We start from the raw sequence: 16,705 nt of genomic DNA on the forward strand, positions 1-16,705 counted from the left end.
AATATCATGAAAAATATAAAATTATTATTTTATATAGGGTCATTTGCTTTATTACAATTTTCTTGTACAAGTGATTCTATTGAGATTGAACCTCAAGGAGCTATTTCGTCTGATGTAGTGTTTACAGACCCTGCTTTTGCAGAAACATATTTAAATGCGGTTTATAATGGTGTGCCTCATGGATGGGGAGCTCCTGGTGGATGGTATATGCTTGATGCCGCTACAGATGATGCCGAAAACGCATATACGTGGCCAGCTTCAAATACACGATTTAATACAGCCAATATAACTGCAAATAATTCGCCTTTTAATGGATTATGGGGAAACGCTTATTTTCAAATAAGACGGTTAAATAACTTTATTCAAAATTATGATCAATTAGAAGGTAAAGAGGAAGTAAAGAATCGATTAAAAGGAGAGGCTCATTTTTTAAGAGGTTATTATTACACATTACTATTAAGAACTTATGGAGGAGTACCTCTAATAGCCATTCCACAAGAGTTAAGTGATGATTTGCTTGTTTCAAGAGACACAGCCGAGGAGACTTTAAATTTTATTGTTTCTGAATATGATACTGCTGCAAGTTTTTTTGAAAATGCGGAGTCTGCCACTTCTACAAGAGGATCTTGGGATGCTGCTATGGCCATGAAAGGGCGTGTACTTTTATATGAGGGCAAATTTTCAGAATCTGCTGCGGCATCAAAATTAGTTATAGATAATACTTCTCGTGATTTGGATGCCGACTATCAAAGTGTTTTTGTAAACGATGGCGCATCAGAAGTTATTTTTGATACCCAGTTTAGTGACCCAGATAAAGGACATTGGGGAAACCTGTTTAACACACCTAAGTCGACCAGCTCTGTGAGTGGTTGGGGAGGTACCTGTCCCACTCAAAATCTTGTAGATCAATATGAAATGAAGGATACCGGATTATTGCCTACTGAAGCAGGATCTGGTTATGACCCAAATAACCCATATGATGGTAGGGATCCTCGATTTGAAGCTTCAATTCTTTATGAAGGCTCTGTCTGGAAAGAAGTTACCTGGGAATTTAGGCCTGGTGGTCATGCTGGAATACAGACAAGTGGTGATTGGACCAGAACAGGTTATGCCATGAAAAAAATGATCCAGGAAGATAGAAACCATAATGATGCCAGTACACAACATTGGATTCATATCAGATTGGCCGAAGTATATCTTAACTATGCAGAAGCTTTAATTGAATCTGGTTCCAATTTGGATTTGGCCGTAGATGCTATAAATACAGTAAGGGATAGGGTAGGTATGCCGCCTATAGCTGTTGGAAGCCAATCTGAATTACGAATAAAGGTTAGACATGAGCGTAGAATAGAATTAGCTTTTGAAGAACATCGCTTTTGGGACATAAGACGTTGGGGAATTGCTGGAACTCCAGAAGTGCTGACCATCTATAGGGTAGATATGGATACCGATGGAAATCTTATAGATGACGGGAAAGAGATTTGGGAGACCAGAAATTGGGACAATGCAAACGTTAAACTTCCAATCCCTCAAGGTGAAATTGATAAGAATTCAAATTTAACTCAAAATTCGGGGTATTAATTATCACTACCTTTTCAGAATAGAGTTTATTTTGAGGTAATTTTTGTAGTTTACAGAGGCGGTCTAAAAAGTGTCATTCCGAATGATAAGAGAAATCACTTTTTAGGCAGCCTCTTTTTCAAATAGAAAATCGACAAATGAAAACAGTAACAATTTACATTATAGCTTTATTATTTGTGCTAAATGCTTGTAAAAAGGATAGTGCTATTCAGAAACCACAAGACCAGCTGGTAGCTGAAGACAAAAATGATTTGTTTACAGTTCTCCCTCCTGAGAGAACAGGTATTTTCTTTTTAAATGAGCTTAAGGAAAACCTAAGTAATAATGGCCTGTATTACGAGTACTATTATAATGGAGGAGGTGTTGCTGTGGCCGATTTTAATAATGATGATTTAATAGATATCTATTTTGTAAACAGTACTAAGTCCAACGCATTGTATTTGAATTTGGGTGACATGAAATTTAGAAATGTTACGAGAACGGCCAATGCTGGGGGTGGATACGGTTTTGGAACGGGTGTTACTTTGGTTGACATAAATAATGATGGGTTAATGGATATTTATTATTGTAAGTCTGGAAAGATAAATGATAAAGACCATAGAAGAAATGAGTTGCTGATTAATCAAGGAGCAAATCAAAGTGGTATCCCGCATTTTGAAAATAAGGCCAGTGATTATGGTTTGGATATTCCAGATTTTACAACGCAAGCTACTTTTTTTGATTATGATAAAGATGGAGATCTGGACATGTTTCTGTTAAATCATGGTATCGAAACATACGATGAAAACAATTTGAAAAAATTGATGTCCCAAAAATCGGAGTTCAGAGGAAATCGATTATATAAAAATAACAATGGAAAATTTGTAGATATTACAGATCAAGCTCAAATAATTAATACAATGATTGGTTATGGGCTGGGAGTGGCTGTGGCCGATTTAAATAACGACAGTTGGCCAGATGTTTATATAGGGAATGACTTTTCGGAAAAGGACTTTTTATATATCAATAATCAAGATGGTACTTTTCGGGAAGCCTCATTGGAAGCCTTTAAGCATATTTCTAATTTTTCTATGGGTAATGATATAGCAGATATAAATAACGATGGTCTGTTAGATATCATGGCCGTGGATATGATGGCAGAGGATAATTATTCCCAGAAAACAAGTATGAGTGGTATGGCCCCAGAGCGATTCTATAGAAACACAAACTTAGGCTTGCACCATCAATATATGTATAATACATTACAACTCAATAATGGTGTAAATAAAGAGACGAACACCCCTATGTTTTCAGACATAGCCCAAATGTCTGGTGTTTCAAGTACCGATTGGAGTTGGGCTCCTCTTTTCTTTGACATGAATAATGATGGATATAAAGATTTATTTATTTCAAATGGTATAAAGGGGGATTTTAGAAATAATGATTTTGTTAATTATAGAAAAAAGAAACAAGCCGAGGTTATTAAAAATCAAAAGGTTGATTCAAAGAGTTATATTACCGAAATCTTATCTAAAATGCCAACTCGTAAAAAGGAGAATTACTTTTATGTGAACAATGGAGATTTAACCTTTAAAAAACTTGATGTCCAACAGGATATTACAAACTCAAACGGTGCTGCTTACGCCGATTTTGATAATGATGGTGCTATCGACATAGTAGTTAACAACTCATCCGGTAATTCCTTTATTTATAAGAACAATGCAACTTCAAATAACTATTTAAAAGTAAAACTAAAAGGGTCTAAGCAAAACCTTGGAGCTCTAGGCGCTCGTGTTGAATTGTATTCTAGTTCGGGGCATCAAATCATCGAAAATCATTTTACTAGAGGGTTTCAGTCTGCTATGGCAGGGGCTGTTCATTTTGGTGTAAAACAAGATGATAAGATTGACAGTTTAAAAGTGTTTTGGAATGATGACACTAGCCATTTAGTTAAAAATATTAAACCAAATCAAACCATTACTATTTCTTATCAAGACGAACATAGTATTAATATTAAGCCCCAAAAAACTTCAGAAGGTTTGTTTACAGACATTACCAATCAATCTGGAATAAGTTTTAAGCATAAAGAAAATAGTTTTGATGATTTTGAAAAGGAAGTACTCCTGCCTCATAGAATGTCTCGATTAGGGCCAGCTCTAGCCGTAGCCGATGTTAATAATGACGGCTTGGATGACTTTTTTATTGGAGGAGCAAAAGACCAAGAAAGTGCTTTATACATTCAAACCCAATCGGGGACTTTTAATAAAAACTTGGAAGTATTTGTTAAAGACAGAAAACATGAGGACGTTGGAGCGGTTTTTTTTGATGCCGATAACGATGGTGACAAAGATTTATATGTTATTAGTGGAGGTACAGAATTAAGTGTAAATGATAACTATTATTTAGATCGTTTTTATGAAAATAAAGGCAATGGTAGTTTTATTAAAAATAACTCGGCTATACCTAATATTACCTCAAGTGGATTGCGGGTTTCCACTGCCGATTTTGATAATGACGGGGATATAGATTTGTTTGTTGGTGGTAGAATAAAGCCTGGTTTTTATGGTCGTCCAGTTAACAGTTACCTGCTGGAAAATGTTTCGGTAGAAGGTAAAATAATGTTTCAGGATGTTACCCAAAAATTGATACCCGATTTGGTAGAACATACCATGATTGCTTCTGTTGCTTGGGCAGATATGGATCAAGATGGAGACCAAGATTTGCTTATTGCCAATGAGTGGGGACCTATAGAATTATTTGTTAATGATTCTGGGGTCTTTAATGATAGATCTGCAGAATATGGTTTATCCGAGCATGTAGGTTGGTGGAGTGCTATAGAAGTAAACGATATAGACAACGATAATGATTTGGATATCATAGCGGGGAACCTAGGCCTAAATTATAAATACAAGGCTAGTTTTGAGAAACCATTTTATTTGTACTTAAACGATTTTGATGGGAATAATACAGACGATATTGTTTTGGGATACACTCAAGAGAGTCAGGTTTATCCAGTAAGAGGGCGACAATGTTCCTCACAACAAATGCCATTTATTAAAAAGAAATTCAAGACTTATAATGATTTTGGTTCGGCAAAAATAGAAGATATTTATGGAGAGAAGCTCAATGAAGGAATAAATTATAAAGCCACTTATTTTGCATCTGCTATACTAAAAAATGAAAGTGGAAAATTTGAATTTGAACCGTTTGAAAATAGAGCGCAACTGTCTTCTGTAAATAAAGTTTTAATAGAAGATTATAATAACGATCAAAATAAGGATATTTTATTATTGGGTAATTTATTTGGTTCTGAAGTTGAAACCCCAAGAAATGATGCCAATTATGGTTTTTTACTTCTAGGACATAACAATCGAAATAAGCAATTTGGATTTGTTTCTAATGACAAAGCTAACTTATGGGCTAATGGAGACGTTAAAGATGCTGCTTTTATAGCAGTTGGAGGGCAAAAAGCTATTTTAATTGCTCGAAACAACGATGTATTGTCTTTATTAAAAATCAATCCTAGTAAATAGGTTCAATATATGAAGTAATGACTTGTGGTTTGTTTTAAGCTTTAATTATTTTGAATATAATATGAGCTATTTAATGACAACCACAATCATCACCGCTACCACAGGATTTTTTTGGTTTAGATGATTTCCAAATGAATTTTTTAACCAAAAATAAAAGGGCTAAAACAATACATGTTATTACGAGTATATTTTGGATGATATGGTTCATGTTACCTTGGTCGTATATTATTTAGAATTATTTCAATACTTGAAAAGCAATTAAAGCCACGATATAGGCAAAACTACTCATAATGGTAAGTTGCAATACAGGCCATTTCCAGCTATTGGTTTCCCGTTTTACTATAGCCAGGGTGCTCATGCATTGCATGGCAAAGGCATAAAATAGCAACAGGGAAATACCCGATGCAAAATTAAACAGGGGGCCTCCTAAAATGGGGTTTACCTCGCCTGCCATTCTATTTTTTATGGTTTCTTCTTCATCGCTTCCCACACTATAAATGGTGGCCAGTGTGCCTACAAATACTTCACGCGCGGCAAAACTGCTCACGATGGCGATACCAATTTTCCAGTCGTAACCCAAAGGCCGTATTACGGGTTCTATAGCACGCCCGGTAATCCCTATAAAAGAGTGTTCCAATTTATGGGAGGCTATTTTTTGCTGTAATTCGTCTTCGTTTAAATTTTGGTTGGCCAATTCAGTTTTAACAATAGTTTCGGCATTGTTGAAATTCTCATTAGGTCCGTAAGATGCCAAAAACCAAAGAATTATAGAAATGGCTAGAATTATCTTACCGGCACCAAACACAAAGGACTTGGTTTTTTCAACTACAGCTAAGGCTACATTTTTAAAAAGCGGGAGCTTGTAATTGGGCATCTCTACCACAAAAAAGCTGCGGCTTTTAATTTTTAGTATTTTATTAAGAATATAGGCCGAAAGTACCGCTGTTCCAAACCCTATTAAATACAATAACATTAATGTTAAGGCTTGATAGCCCAAACCAAAAAAACGACCTTCAGGAATGACCAACGCAATAATGATGAGGTAAACGGGAAGCCTTGCAGAACAGGTGGTAAATGGTGTTACCAAAATAGTAATTAGGCGTTCTTTCCAACTTTCAATATTTCGTGTTGCCATTATAGCAGGAATGGCACATGCAGTACCGGAAATTAGGGGTACGACACTTTTTCCGCTTAATCCAAAACGACGCATAACGCGGTCCATTAAAAACACCACACGGCTCATATAACCACTTTCTTCTAAAACCGAAATGAACAGAAATAGAAAAGCGATTTGTGGAATAAATATAACGATTCCACCAAGTCCTGGTATTATACCTTCTGCCAATAAGTTGGTAAAGGCCCCTTGTGGCAATTGGTTTTTGGTCCATTCGCTTAATGAAGCAAAAGCACTGTCTATAAAATCCATGGGTACACTGGACCAATCGTATATGGCTTGGAAAATGGTCAGTAGAATAATGCCAAAAATGAGATAGCCCCAAACTTTATGGGTAATGATCCTGTCCAGTTTAATGCGTAGGTCTTTAGCGTTTTCTAAATCGATCGTCTGGCCTACTTTTAGAACGTCGTTTATAAATTGGTAACGTTTTATGGTTTCTTTTTGTTGGAGTCGTTTTAAATCGGCTTTACTTTTGGTTTTAAAAGAAGTAACATCCTCAATTTCCTTTCGGTCGGTTTTTCCAAAGTTAACATCTTGTGTTATCACTAACCATAACTTATAGAGTAATTGGTTAGGGAAGGCTTTACGTAAATTGTCAAAATATGTTTTGTCAATTTCTGAAGCATTTAAGCAAGGCGTTATTGAAATATCCTTGTAATTGGCAATGAGTTCTTTTAGGTTGTCTATGCCTTCTTTTTTTCTGGTGCTTACTAAGGCTATTTTTGTATTAAGGCGTTCTTCTAGATAACCAATGTTTAGGGAAATGCCCTTGTAGTCCATTCTATCGGCCATGTTAATGACCAAAATGGTAGGGATTTCCAAATCCTTAATTTGGGTAAAAAGTAAGAGGTTGCGTTTTAAATTTTCAACATCGCTAACTACAACCGCAACATCGGGAAAATCCTTGTCATTTTTATTGAGCAATAACTCAATAACGACGTTCTCGTCAAGTGATGAGGCATTTAAGCTGTATGTTCCAGGTAAATCAATTATATGGGCTTTAACACCTCGTGGCAATTTGCAGATGCCTTCCTTTTTTTCAACCGTTATGCCGGGATAGTTGCCCACCTTTTGGTTTAAACCGGTAAGTGCATTAAAAACTGATGTTTTTCCTGTATTGGGGTTCCCAATTAAAGCGACATTTATTTGTTTACCCATTTATTTTTTCAATTAAAATATGGATGGCGGTTTCTTTTCTAATAGCTAAATGCGACCCATTGATATTGAGGTACATAGGGTCTTGAAAAGGCGCCACTTGAACGAGCTCTACGGTATTACCAGGTAAGCAGCCCATTTCCAGAAGTTTTAACGGAATTAATTTTGACGAAACATCGGTAATAATGCCACGTTCGCCACGTTTAAGATGTGCTATAGTGTACTGCAAAGCTTATTTAGATTGATTTTAAAGAAGCAAAAGTAAGGTAAAAGTTTAGAAGTATAAAAGTTTAGGCGTTTAAAGTTTTGGAAAAGGAAAAATATGGTGGCTAAGGTGTCACACTAAGCGCAGTCGAAGTTGTCTCCTAAATATCATGTGTGTGCTTATTACTTAGTTGCTATAGAGAGTAAGCAAATTAAAGAGATTGCATAAGATAAAAGATTGAAGGGATTGAAAGTGAAAACAACAGGTTGGATATATTAAAATTGAGTTGTTAAAGGAGCATGGCCAAACGACTAATGCCTAATCTCCTGCAAAAGCGATAGGAGCGGCAGCTTTTTTAAAATATCTAGCAAGGGAGCCAAGACGCAAAGAATCAAGAACCAAGATGGCTAACAATTATAGTTGTTGAAAAACCTTGAATATTTTAAAAAACTATAGCGGATAGCGCGGTGGCTTGCCATTTGCCATAAATATTCTGCAAAAGAGATATTTGTTGAGTGCCCATTGCATGAGTAATGGAACGGTTACTTTTCTTTTTTTAAGTGTTTGATGTCTTCGAGCAACCTGTCAATATCCTCTGGATTGGTGCCGTCGTAAAATCCGCGAATTTGACGCTTTTTATCAATAAGCATAAAATTTTCGGTATGGATCATATCGTAATCCCCAGCATATGGATTGTCTTTTACCGCTAAATAGCTTTTTCTGGCCAAGTCGTAAATTTGCTTTTTGTCGCCAGTTACCAAGTTCCATTTGCTATCAATCACGCCTTTTTTCTTGGCATAACGCTTTAGTTGGGCCACGGTATCGATTTCTGGGGTAACAGAATGTGATAATAACATCACCTCATCGTCGTTTATAATTTTGTTTTGGATATCTACCATATGGTCTGTCATAATGGGACAAATGGTCTGGCAGGTCGTGAAAAAGAAATCGGCCACATAAATCTTCCCTTCATAATCGTTTTGGGAGATGGTCTTTCCATTTTGATTGGTAAGTGAAAAATCGGCTATTTTATGGTACTTTTTTTGGTATTGCATAGTGCTGTCAACCAATTCGGCACTTACCATAGCGGGCTGATATATAGGAAGCGGTTGATAGACATTAAGCGTATTGTATATAATGACGATGATTATTATAGAAAGAACCGTAAAAAAAACAGCAAATTTTCTGTAAACCTTAAAAAACGATAACATTTTAATGTTTTGATAAATTATAGATTTGGCAAAAATACAATGAAAGCCGTGTCTCTAAAAATTTATAGACCTTTAAATTCATGTTAAAACCAGTGGCATTATATAAAAACCTTTTTATACTTGGTTTAAAACCTTACTTTTGTGCGATTATAAAAATTTGACCGAAGTTATATGGAGTTTGTTATAAAAATATCTCAATTTTTATTGAGCCTTTCCCTGTTAATTGTTTTGCATGAATTGGGCCATTTTATCCCTGCAAAAGCGTTTAAGACGAGAGTGGAAAAGTTTTATTTGTTTTTTGATGTGAAGTTTTCGCTATTTAAAAAGAAAATAGGCGAAACTGTATATGGAATAGGGTGGTTGCCTTTAGGGGGCTATGTGAAAATATCGGGGATGATCGATGAAAGCATGGATACCGAACAAATGGCACAACCAGCACAGCCTTGGGAATTCCGTTCCAAACCGGCATGGCAGCGTTTAATTATTATGTTGGGTGGCGTTACGGTTAACTTTATTTTGGCTTATATAATTTATGTTCTAATTTCTTTTGTTTATGGAGATACTGATTTTTCAAGCAAAAGTTTAAAGGATGGGTATTGGATTGACAACCCTGTGTTAAATGATATTGGATTTCAGACAGGTGATAAAATAATATCAATAGATGATGTTACCATTAATTCTCATTCTGATGTTATAAAAAAAATAATCAGTGGTGAAAAATATTTGATTGAAAGAAATGGCGTTTCTCAAACAATTGAGATGCCTGTAGATTTTTTAGGACAGTTATCTTCAAGAAAAGAAAAAGGAAGCTTATTTAAGCTTAGAATTCCTTTTATGGTAGGGGAAGTGGTCGATACATTACAGAATAAAAGTGTAGACCTGAAAGAGGGAGATATTTTGTTGTCGGTTAACAATAAGGAAGTAAGATATTTTGATCAATTGTCTTCTGTTTTAGAAGGTTATAATGGAACAACTGTTTCAACAGTTTTTTTAAGGGGTGAAGATAAGATCGCTAGAGAGTTAAAAGTAGATTCCGATGGCAAATTTGGAATTATTCCAGCTAGGAATCTTGTAAGGTTTGACGAACTGGGTTATATAGAAGTTACACGTAAAGAGTATACTTTTGGGGAAAGTTTTAAAGGAGGTCTAGATAAATTTACTGAACAAATAGTTAGTTATTGGGATCAATTGGGCAAAATATTTTCGCCAGAAACAGGAGCATATAAAGGAGTTGGTGGTTTCAAGGCTATTTTTGATATATTTTCACCGCAATGGATATGGCAAGATTTCTGGGCTCTTACCGCATTTTTATCCATTATGTTAGGCGTCCTAAACTTATTGCCTATACCAGCATTAGATGGTGGCCATGTTATGTTTTTGCTTTATGAAATGGTGTCTGGAAGAAAGCCAGGAGACAAATTTATGGAGTATGCACAAATGGTTGGGTTCTTTATTTTAATAGCATTGGTGCTGTTTGCTAACGGTAATGATATCTTTAAAGCTATTTTTAATTAAAATTTTTAATTATTAAATTTGTAGTAATTAAAAATTAATATATATTTGCGCTCGCAAAAGCGAAAAACATTCCTCCTTACCTGCCTGCCGGCAGGCAGGGCTCAGAACTGAGCTTATGAAGTTCCGGCAGTATTGTAAGAGTAGTGAAGTCAATAAAAGACTTAAAAATGTTTTTAATATTCCTCCTTAGCTCAGTTGGTTAGAGCATTTGACTGTTAATCAAAGGGTCCTTGGTTCGAGCCCAAGAGGGGGAGCGTCGAAAGAGAAACGTCACCGAAAAAGGTGGCGTTTTTTTGTTTTGAAGCCTTTGAGAGAAGCCTGTCCCGAGCATAGTCGAGGGAAGAACAAGAGGGGTGCAAAAGACAAACCTCAACATAGGCATGTTGGTTTTTTTTTGTTTTTACCCAACGTAACTTCTAATTTATTTCCTTTTCATATTCACTAGCTAGTTTTTTAAGTAACTCATCTAACATGGTTCTATTATAAACTTTCAATTTTTTGATGAGCATATAAATATCTTTGGTCGCTTTAATGTCGTTTATCGGATTACTGTTCAATATGAGTAAATTGGCTACTTTACCTTTTTCTACATTTCCATAATACGCTGTAAGTCCAAAGTACTTTGGGCCATTGATGACCGATGTTTGTAATGCTTGTAAAGGAGATAAACCACCCTCAACAAAAATTTGAAGCTCTTCATGAAGTGCAAATCCAGGATAGATATATGAATTTAAGAATCCTGCATCGGTACCCGCAATAATCTTCATTCCCGATTGTTGTATTAAGGGTAATAAGCTTACCATTTTTTTGTATTTTTTATGGCGAGACTCTATAGCCTCTTGCGAGGCTTTATTGGCTCTGTTTACCCGCCAATCATATGTTTTTATTAGGCCTGGGCCAAGGTATTTTAGCTCCGGGTCTGAAAGATGATTATTTTGGTCAAGGTAAGATGTAATTCTGCTGCCTATAAGGGTGGGAACAATGCCAGTGCCATTGCTGCTCAATTTTTTGTACTTTGCTATAGCAGCGGCAGTATCAAAAGTTTGGGTCAATAACGATTGCGCTTCAGCATAACTCAATTTACCGTTTTTATAATCCTTAATTATTTCATCCTCTTGGGATGATGCCGCTTTTAGCATATACCCCATGTGTTCTATAGTTGTTAAACCAGCATTGGAGACTTCACTTATTGTAAGTTCGAATGGCGTATGTCCAGAGGTTTTATACCCTCTTATGGTGGCCTCTTTTATGCTTTTTAAAAACAGTTCTGGGCTTAATGCATTATCTGTAATTTTTACAAAATCCACCTTAAGTTTGTCAAGAGAATCTAGGGCTTGCCCCAATTCTTTTTCGTTTTCGATCTCCAAATCACCAGGCCAAATAGAGTTTTTTCCTTCTAATTTTGGTCCCGATGTGAGAATGTAAGGTCCTAATAAGGTGCCTTCTTGAATTTCTTTTTTCCATTTTAAAACGCTCGGACTAATATCGGCAGCACAATCTCTAACCGTAGTTACGCCGTTAGCAATATAAAGCGGTAAAAGGTTTTTGTTTTCGGCAATTAAAGTGTCGCCACCCCCAAAGTGTACATGCATGTCCCATAAGCCAGGTATAATAAATTTGTCCTTTGCATTTATGGTTTGGTTGCCTGTCCAGTTTTTTGCCGAGTTAAAGGATGTTATTTGGGCAATTGTATCATTGTTGATACCTATGGTTTGTCCGTTTATTACCTTTCCCGTATAAGTATCGACAATATTGATGTTTTTGATAAGAATATCAAATACAGGGGGCTTTTCAGTTTTGCAGGCAATAAATAGAATACTTCCTAATAAAAGTAGACCGATACTTTTCATGTTATATTATTTTTGTACTCCTTTGGTGTGTTTAGATGCTCTAAAATACAAATATTGTTAGGATTTATAAAAATGAACTATGTAAAGGAAGACGTAAAGTGGAGTTTAAAACCAATGATGTCCCAATGGAGATTGTGAGTGAACCTCTCGGTTATAATAATATGAAAATAACCCAAGATAGTTATGGTAAGGTTGTTCAAGGGAAAATTAGCTTGGAGATGGAAAGATTAAAAGGGAGTGAGTAGCTTCCTTTTTTTAACTTTAGTTGATAAGCAGTTGCAAATAGCAACTTTTTAAACATGTAATAAATATACTATGTTTTTAATATTTAAAGGTGGTTGTGTGGGTTATTGGTCTTAGTGAAATATTTTTGTTAGGTGTAATGGTTTTATTATAAATTAGTCATAAATTTAATTATGAAACTCTTTTCAACAATAGTCTTGATGTTTTTTACTTTACAATTGGTTGTAGCCCAAACCAGTGTAAATGGATTTGAATTTGATTTTAAAAAGTTTAAGGAAATTACAACAAAGTGGGAAGTTTACACCTCCAATTATTTTGTTTCTATTGACTATGATACAAATAAAAAAGTTCAAGTAAGGTTTAAAATACATTCTGAATCAAAAAAAAGAGAAATTTTTAATCCTAATGCTTTTTACCTAATAATTGAAGGTGAAAAAATAAAGGTACGACCAATTGACTTAAAGTATAATTATTTACATGGTTTTGTAGGGTTTGGTTTTATTACTCCTGAGAACAAAAACCTTAATCCAGACTCTTATGATTTATTTTATGATTATGACAAAGAAGGATATGAAAATATAGAGAGTAAAATGGATTTTGGAACTAAAAGAAAGCCCAATTTGCAACCTGTTTATTTTGGAAATAAAAAGTTTAAGGATAGAATTGTAGATGTTTATTTTTGTGTTCCTAAATCATTAAAAACAGCAGATATTTTTTACGGAGATTCTAAGTTAGCAGAGCTAGTATTTCATAAATTTGAATGACAAAGCTTTAAATTAGGAATCCATTTAGATAAGTATACTAATCATATTGACCTAAAATAACTTGTCAACTTTTTACATCAAAATTAAAGAGGTCTAATCTTATAAAAGGGTTATTCACTATAATATTAAAAAGGATTAATATCCAAATGTAGCACTTCTTCGGTCTCAATTATTGGTAAGGTCAACCTTGAATATTTGTGATAGCCATCATAGAAACTCACTAAAAGACTGTCAGAAATGTTATGCTTTTTTTTGTATCTTGAAGTGCTTCAAATATATAGCTTGATCTATTTCTAAAACTAACAACTATGAATTCTTTTGAAAACGCCAAAACCTTTTTTCACAATTGTGAGTCAGCCAAAGGATGGGAAGCATGTGCTGAATACGTTGAAGGGGAAGGCAAATTTAAATGTCAGTCTCAAGCTCTAGCCGAAGTTAACGATATAAAAACTTATGTTGAATGGATAGAAGGCTTGAGTAATGTAACAATGCCAGGAAGTAGTTATAATGTTCATTCTTCGGCCTATGATGAAGAGAATAACACAGCTATCTTCTTCTCAACATTTAACGGGACCCATTCTGGAGATGGAGGACCTATTCCTCCAACTAATAAGACAACACATACAGATTATGTTTACGCATTAAAAATGAATGATCAAGGTAAAGTAAAAAGTATGACCAAAATATGGAATGCTCCCTGGGCATTACGTGAGCTTGGTTGGATGTAAGACAAGAATTATTTCTAGAGGGTGTGTATAGAAATGGCAACGTCACCAAAAGGTGGCGTTTTTTGTTTTGATCCTTTTTGAATGGTAACAGAGTGACCTTAATGGGGATCAATCCCAAAAGTTAGTTAATTGATTAAACCACTAGTTTATTTTCAATGTCTTCTTTTTAGAGGTTATTATATTAAGAATTCTTTACACAGTATAACAAGCGCTACAAACATGGTCATCCACCCAAAGGATTTTTTAAGGTTTACACCTTTAATGTAAGCAGAAAGGTAGGTGCCAAAGAATATGCCTATTGTAGATAGTGCTGTAAAAATTAATAGGAACCCCCAGTTTATTTCTGTATTTCCAAGATCGCCCAAAAACCCAACTAATGATTTTATGGCAATAATGAACAATGTTGTTGCAACAGCTTTTTTCATTGGGATTTTCAGCAATAAAACCAGTGTGGGGATAATTAAAAAACCACCTCCAATGCCAATAACACCCGTTAACAGGCCAATAATAAGCCCGGCCAAAATAATTAATGGGTAGTTATGGCGATTTGAAAATTGAACTGTTGTAAAAAATTTGTTCTTTTTTATCATAGAAATGGCAGAAAATATCATAACCACGGCGAAGAAAGCCATAATTGCCATATCCTTAGTTATTACAAAGCTGTTTATAGCAATGATCTCCAAGGGAATTTCTGGCATTATATATTTGCGAACTATATAAACAGCTAAGAATGCTGGAATGGCAAAAACAATGGCTATTCTATAATCTATCAAGCCTTTCTTCCAATTATTTAAGGTGCCAATTGAGGAAGAAGTGCCAATCACAAACAATGAATAAGCAGTAGTGGTTATTGGGTTTATGTGGAACATGTAGGTTAATATGGGAATGGAGATTATAGAGCCACCGCCCCCTATTAAACCTAAGGTCACACCAACTATAAGCGCCCCAATATATCCTAAAACTTCTATGATTTCCATTAGTTGTTTAATTAAATTGTTTGGAAATAGGTGTTCATGTTTCATGCCTTTTTATTAATCTATTGAATATCAGTTAAATAAAATATTTAAGGAGGCCGAGTGCAGTTATTGTTTTTCGTGTATTTACGATATTTCGTTATTGCTTTAATGATATCTCGTGAATCTATAAAAGCATTAACAAGTATTGTTTTAGGTGAAAGATAGAATCACATAACTATGGAGGGGAGCGAGGCCTGATATGTTTATAGCTTTTATAATTGCTTTAAGTGTGAATTGTAATTCAAACAGTTAAAAATAAAGGCTCTACATTTCTGTAAAGCCTTTATTTGATGCCATAAGGAGGGTTGTATTGGGTTTTAGTAAGCATTAAATTCCCATAATTCTCGGTTAACAACAGGGAAATACTCTTTCCATAGTAGGTTGACTTCTTTCCAACTATTTTCACCATAGAGCTCTTCATAGCCTTCTTTGAAATGTTGGTTTATATCCAAATCGGCCAATTTCGTAAGAGGCAAGACTAAAGCCAAACCTCTACTGGTATTGGAAGGCCCAAACCTATTATAGAATTCTCTCATGTCTGTGTCCAGTTTTTCGTTAACACTTAACAGGCGTTTGATAAAAGCAGATAATGTTTTATCTTTTACCTCTCTATTAACTTTTAGAAACCAAACAGAAGCATATTTAATGCTTTCATTCGGTAGACTCACATAGGAAAGCGCTTTATTGAAACCCCAGTATTCGGTACGGCCATATTTTGCTATATGGGGAGCGACAGTGGTATTCCAGTGATTATTGTGTTCTTCGCTATCTGGTCGGCTATCTAGATCTTTGAAACTTGTTCCCACCATTTCCCAGACGTACCATCCGGCTTCATCACCGGTCATAACTAAATTTAGCGTAGCCTCATAGGGTGCGGTACTGTGGTAAGCTTCGTTGTGAGCTTTTACGGCCTTGGTAAAAAGGGATTCTTCACCAATTTTTGGTAAGATGTACTGTAGTTCGTAAAGGGTTTTATTGTTTTCATTTTGTGAAATTGAGAGCAGGGGTGTTAAATACAACGCAGTAAATAACAAAACAAATTGTAAGACATTTGATTTCATAGTTAATTAGTTTAGTAAGAAAGTTAAATTGCGAGGTAGAAAAGGGATAAATAGCCTCTAGTGCGTAGAATACATTTTTCTAAAAAAAATCGAACTATTAAAGTACGAAACATAATTATAAGGTGCAAAAAATATTTTTATAAAGAATTGAAAGACAGGAAGGGAAATAAAAGTTGTGCTTAAAGACGTTGTGAAGTTTTACTGTTTTAAGATTTTCAAAAAGAAAGGAATGTTAAAAAGAAGGTTATAGGGCTTGGTTTAAATAAAAAAGATTCATATAATTACGCGAATTTTAATTTAGGCTCCATAGTTCTAGGGATACCTGCCTGCGAGCCAGATTATGGCCTTATAGTTCAAGGGATAGAACAAAAGTTTCCTAAACTTTAGATCCAGGTTCGAATCCTGGTAAGGTCACTAAGGCAGGCAGGGAACAAAAATTTTCTAAACTTTAGATCCTGGTTCGAATCCTGGTGGAGTCACAAAGTGAATGCGCCAGAGTTGCGAAGCAACTGTAAAGCGAAGCTTTAAGATTCGAGGTTTACCCTGAGCGGTGCCGAAGGGAATCCTGGTGGAGTCACAAAGTGAATGCGCCAGAGTTGCGAAGCAACTGTAAAGCGAAGCTTTAAGATTCGAGGTTTACCCTGAGCGGTGCCGAAGGGAATCCTGGTGGAGTCACAAAGTGAATGC

11 protein-coding genes and 2 tRNA genes are annotated in these 16,705 nt (G+C 35.2%); 7 read left to right on the top strand and 6 right to left on the bottom strand.

From position 1 onward, the window contains the following. The first annotated feature begins 6 nt into the window (after nucleotides 1–6). On the top strand, nucleotides 7–1,581 hold the full coding sequence (locus MR062_RS07440; RefSeq protein ID WP_242203486.1) for a RagB/SusD family nutrient uptake outer membrane protein: 1,575 nt from the start codon (nucleotides 7–9) through the stop codon (nucleotides 1,579–1,581). A gap of 137 nt (nucleotides 1,582–1,718) precedes the next feature. Then, a complete protein-coding gene (locus tag MR062_RS07445) occupies nucleotides 1,719–5,093 on the top strand; it encodes a VCBS repeat-containing protein (RefSeq protein ID WP_242203488.1) in 3,375 nt (1,124 codons plus the stop codon). Between the two features lie 235 nt (nucleotides 5,094–5,328). On the opposite strand, the gene feoB is transcribed toward MR062_RS07445, so the two are convergent. From feoB to MR062_RS07465, 3 genes are all read right to left on the bottom strand, one after another. Beyond that, entirely contained in the window at nucleotides 5,329–7,428 is a 2,100-nt protein-coding gene (gene feoB / locus MR062_RS07455) for a ferrous iron transport protein B (protein ID WP_242203490.1), read from the bottom strand. After that, the gene (locus MR062_RS07460) at nucleotides 7,421–7,654 is read right to left on the bottom strand and encodes a FeoA family protein (protein WP_242203491.1); all 234 of its coding nucleotides are present in this window, start codon (nucleotides 7,652–7,654) and stop codon (nucleotides 7,421–7,423) included. Before MR062_RS07460 ends, feoB begins: the two co-directional genes overlap by 8 nt. 518 nt (nucleotides 7,655–8,172) lie before the next feature. Next, nucleotides 8,173–8,841 (bottom strand): SCO family protein, encoded by a 669-nt coding sequence (locus tag MR062_RS07465; RefSeq protein WP_242203492.1) that lies wholly within the window; start codon nucleotides 8,839–8,841, stop codon nucleotides 8,173–8,175. 171 nt (nucleotides 8,842–9,012) lie between these two features. Here MR062_RS07465 and rseP point away from each other — a divergent pair, with 171 nt between their 5' ends. Then, the gene (rseP, locus tag MR062_RS07470) at nucleotides 9,013–10,356 is read left to right on the top strand and encodes an RIP metalloprotease RseP (RefSeq protein WP_242203493.1); all 1,344 of its coding nucleotides are present in this window, start codon (nucleotides 9,013–9,015) and stop codon (nucleotides 10,354–10,356) included. A gap of 180 nt (nucleotides 10,357–10,536) precedes the next feature. Then, nucleotides 10,537–10,610: transfer RNA gene (locus MR062_RS07475), tRNA-Asn, on the top strand. 162 nt (nucleotides 10,611–10,772) lie between these two features. Here the strand turns inward: MR062_RS07475 and MR062_RS07480 are convergent. Beyond that, nucleotides 10,773–12,206, bottom strand: a complete 1,434-nt coding sequence (locus MR062_RS07480) for an amidohydrolase family protein (RefSeq protein WP_242203495.1) — start codon at nucleotides 12,204–12,206, stop codon at nucleotides 10,773–10,775. A gap of 416 nt (nucleotides 12,207–12,622) precedes the next feature. On the opposite strand from MR062_RS07480, the gene MR062_RS07485 reads away from it, so the two are divergent. After that, nucleotides 12,623–13,213, top strand: coding sequence for a hypothetical protein (locus MR062_RS07485; RefSeq protein ID WP_242203497.1), 591 nt, complete (start codon nucleotides 12,623–12,625; stop codon nucleotides 13,211–13,213). A 308-nt stretch (nucleotides 13,214–13,521) separates the two neighbouring features. Continuing rightward, nucleotides 13,522–13,941: a hypothetical protein gene (locus MR062_RS07490; RefSeq protein WP_242203498.1), complete on the top strand. Its 420-nt coding sequence runs from the start codon at nucleotides 13,522–13,524 to the stop codon at nucleotides 13,939–13,941. A gap of 176 nt (nucleotides 13,942–14,117) precedes the next feature. Here MR062_RS07490 and MR062_RS07495 read toward each other — a convergent pair whose 3' ends face one another. Both MR062_RS07495 and MR062_RS07500 read right to left on the bottom strand, forming a co-directional pair. After that, the gene (locus MR062_RS07495) at nucleotides 14,118–14,963 is read right to left on the bottom strand and encodes a sulfite exporter TauE/SafE family protein (protein WP_317235792.1); all 846 of its coding nucleotides are present in this window, start codon (nucleotides 14,961–14,963) and stop codon (nucleotides 14,118–14,120) included. Between the two features lie 311 nt (nucleotides 14,964–15,274). Next, nucleotides 15,275–16,018 carry a hypothetical protein gene (locus MR062_RS07500; RefSeq protein ID WP_242203499.1) on the bottom strand — a complete coding sequence of 248 codons (744 nt, stop codon included), beginning with the start codon at nucleotides 16,016–16,018 and terminating at the stop codon, nucleotides 15,275–15,277. Between the two features lie 342 nt (nucleotides 16,019–16,360). On the opposite strand from MR062_RS07500, the gene MR062_RS07505 reads away from it, so the two are divergent. Then, a tRNA-Arg gene (locus MR062_RS07505) sits at nucleotides 16,361–16,432 on the top strand. Nucleotides 16,433–16,705: the final 273 nt, after the last annotated feature.

The sequence above is a fragment of the Aestuariivivens insulae genome (assembly GCF_022662195.1).
GTDB lineage: Bacteria > Bacteroidota > Bacteroidia > Flavobacteriales > Flavobacteriaceae > Aestuariivivens > Aestuariivivens insulae.

Coding starts and splice junctions, on each gene's coding strand:
- MR062_RS07440 (WP_242203486.1), top strand. CDS start 7: ATGAAAAATATAAAATTATTATTTTATATAGGGTCATTTGCTTTATTA.
- MR062_RS07445 (WP_242203488.1), top strand. CDS start 1,719: ATGAAAACAGTAACAATTTACATTATAGCTTTATTATTTGTGCTAAAT.
- feoB (WP_242203490.1), bottom strand. CDS start 7,428: ATGGGTAAACAAATAAATGTCGCTTTAATTGGGAACCCCAATACAGGA.
- MR062_RS07465 (WP_242203492.1), bottom strand. CDS start 8,841: ATGTTATCGTTTTTTAAGGTTTACAGAAAATTTGCTGTTTTTTTTACG.
- rseP (WP_242203493.1), top strand. CDS start 9,013: ATGGAGTTTGTTATAAAAATATCTCAATTTTTATTGAGCCTTTCCCTG.
- MR062_RS07480 (WP_242203495.1), bottom strand. CDS start 12,206: ATGAAAAGTATCGGTCTACTTTTATTAGGAAGTATTCTATTTATTGCC.
- MR062_RS07485 (WP_242203497.1), top strand. CDS start 12,623: ATGAAACTCTTTTCAACAATAGTCTTGATGTTTTTTACTTTACAATTG.
- MR062_RS07490 (WP_242203498.1), top strand. CDS start 13,522: ATGAATTCTTTTGAAAACGCCAAAACCTTTTTTCACAATTGTGAGTCA.
- MR062_RS07495 (WP_317235792.1), bottom strand. CDS start 14,963: ATGAAACATGAACACCTATTTCCAAACAATTTAATTAAACAACTAATG.
- MR062_RS07500 (WP_242203499.1), bottom strand. CDS start 16,018: ATGAAATCAAATGTCTTACAATTTGTTTTGTTATTTACTGCGTTGTAT.